The 2,048-nt window shown below is 65.6% G+C and carries 1 protein-coding gene; it reads left to right on the forward strand.

Annotation, left to right across the window (positions count from 1 at the left end):
• On the forward strand, window positions 1–2,048 hold a 2,048-nt coding region (locus AC1DX2_RS25840), incomplete at both ends, for a beta strand repeat-containing protein (protein WP_477199308.1).

The following is a 2,048-nucleotide window of genomic DNA, read 5'->3' on the forward strand; positions in this document are numbered from 1 at the left end:
TGCAGGGCCAAGGCGGCTCGGTGCTCGTCACCGCCGACAAGACCGTGCTGCGGGAAACCGCGCAGATAGACAGCAGCAACAGCGCCAGCGGCGGCAACATCCACATCGGTGGTGGCTGGCACGGCGATGACGCCAGCATCAGCAACGCCAGGCGCACCGTGGTCATGCCCGGAGCCAGCCTGAAGGCTGATGCCACCGACAACGGCAACGGCGGTACCGTGGTGGTATGGGCCGATGAGGCCACCGGCTTTGGGGGCCACATCAGCGCCAGGGGCGGGGCCAACGGGGGAGACGGGGGCCGGGTGGAGGTCTCGGGCAAGCAGTACCTGGACTTCCAGGGCCTGGTGGACACCTCTGCGGCACGGGGCGCCATGGGCAGCTTGCTGCTGGACCCCGCCAACCTCACTGTGGGCCTGGTCAATGATTTGAACGGCAACGGCACGCCCAACGAGCTCGCAGACGTGCTGGCCGGCCTGGTGCTGTTGGCCACCGATTTTCCCGGTGCCAACAGCATCATCACCAACACGGCCTTGAATCTGCAGTTGGCGCTGGGCAATGTGTCGCTGGCCGCCAGCGGCAACATCGTCGTGGGCCAGCCGGTCACCAGCAGCGGCAACGGACTGACCCTGACCGCGCAGACCGGCTCCATCTCCCTTAACGACAACATCAGCCTGGGCGCGGGCACCTTGGCGCTGAGCGCCGGCACGAGCATCACGCAAAGCGCGCCCATCACCGCCGGCAACCTGACAGTGGTGGCCGGTGGCTCGGCCAGCCTGAGCAATTCCGGCAACAATTTCAGTGGTGGCGTGGCGGCCCAGGTCAACGGCAGCTTCTCTTACTTCAACACTGGCGAGATCACCATTGACTCCCTCAGCGGCATCAACGGCCTGCAACTGGGCGGATCGTTCACCCTGAACTCGTCCACCGGCGGTGTGGTGCAGCGCGCGCCCATCGTGGCCGGCGGGGCGGGCAGCATTTCCGTCAATGCCGGCCCTGATGTGGTGCTGGACCATGCGAGCAACAATTTCAGCCAACTCAGCATCGGCGCGGCCGCCAATGTCTACATCGTCAACCCGCACCCGTTGACGCTGGCCGTCAGCGCCGCCAGCCTGAACGTCAACACCAGCGGCGGCAACGGCGCCATCAGCCAAGGCGGCACCATTGACCTGACCGGAGGCAGCCTGACCATCAACGCCGGCACCGGCGCGGTGTCGCTGAGCACCACCAGTTCCAGCAACAGCGCCTTCACCGTCAACAACATCACTGCCGGCTCGCTGACCCTGGGGCTGTCCAGCGACACCCGGTTGTCCGGCAGCATCACCACCAGTTCCGGCGGGGTGGACATCAGCACGCCCTCGGGCTACATCAACCTCACCGCCGGCTACGGCAGCATCGTGTCGGCCGCCGGCATCGCGCTGCATTCCAACTTCTACCTGGGGTTGAATTCGGCCTCGCTGCAGGCCAACAACGGCAACGTGGTGCTGCGCACCGACAACGACCTGTTCGCCACCTCGCCGTCCATCACCGCGACCAATGGCCGCATGCTGGTCTATGTGGGCAACGGCGGCCACAGCTATGACCTGGCCGCACTGCCGGCGTTGGCTTTCAAGCAGTACAACACCACGTTCGGCAACACCATTCTGGGCAGCGGCAACGGCCTGATCTACAACACCAGCCCCAGCGGCGTCGCCGCCACCTTGTCGGCTGCCTTGATAGGCAACCTGAGCAAGGTGTATGACGGCGGCACCAACATCAGCCTGACGGGCGCCACCTTGGGCTCGGTCAGCAGCAACGTCGCAGGCGACGTTGCCAGTGTGTCCCTCGCTGGCGCCACCGGCACGCTGAGCGACCCCAACGTGGGCAACAACAAACTGGTGACCGCCACAGGCGCCACCGCGACTGCCCACGACAGCAACGGGCTGCCCGTGTACGGCTACCTGCTGACAGGTGTGAACGGCAACATAGGGCAGGTCAGACCAGCCATCCCCATCATCAGCCTGAGCGGAGAGCGTTTCTACGACGGCACGAACGTGGTGAAGGCAGGCATG

Source organism: Hylemonella sp. P2_B10 (genome assembly GCF_056404875.1).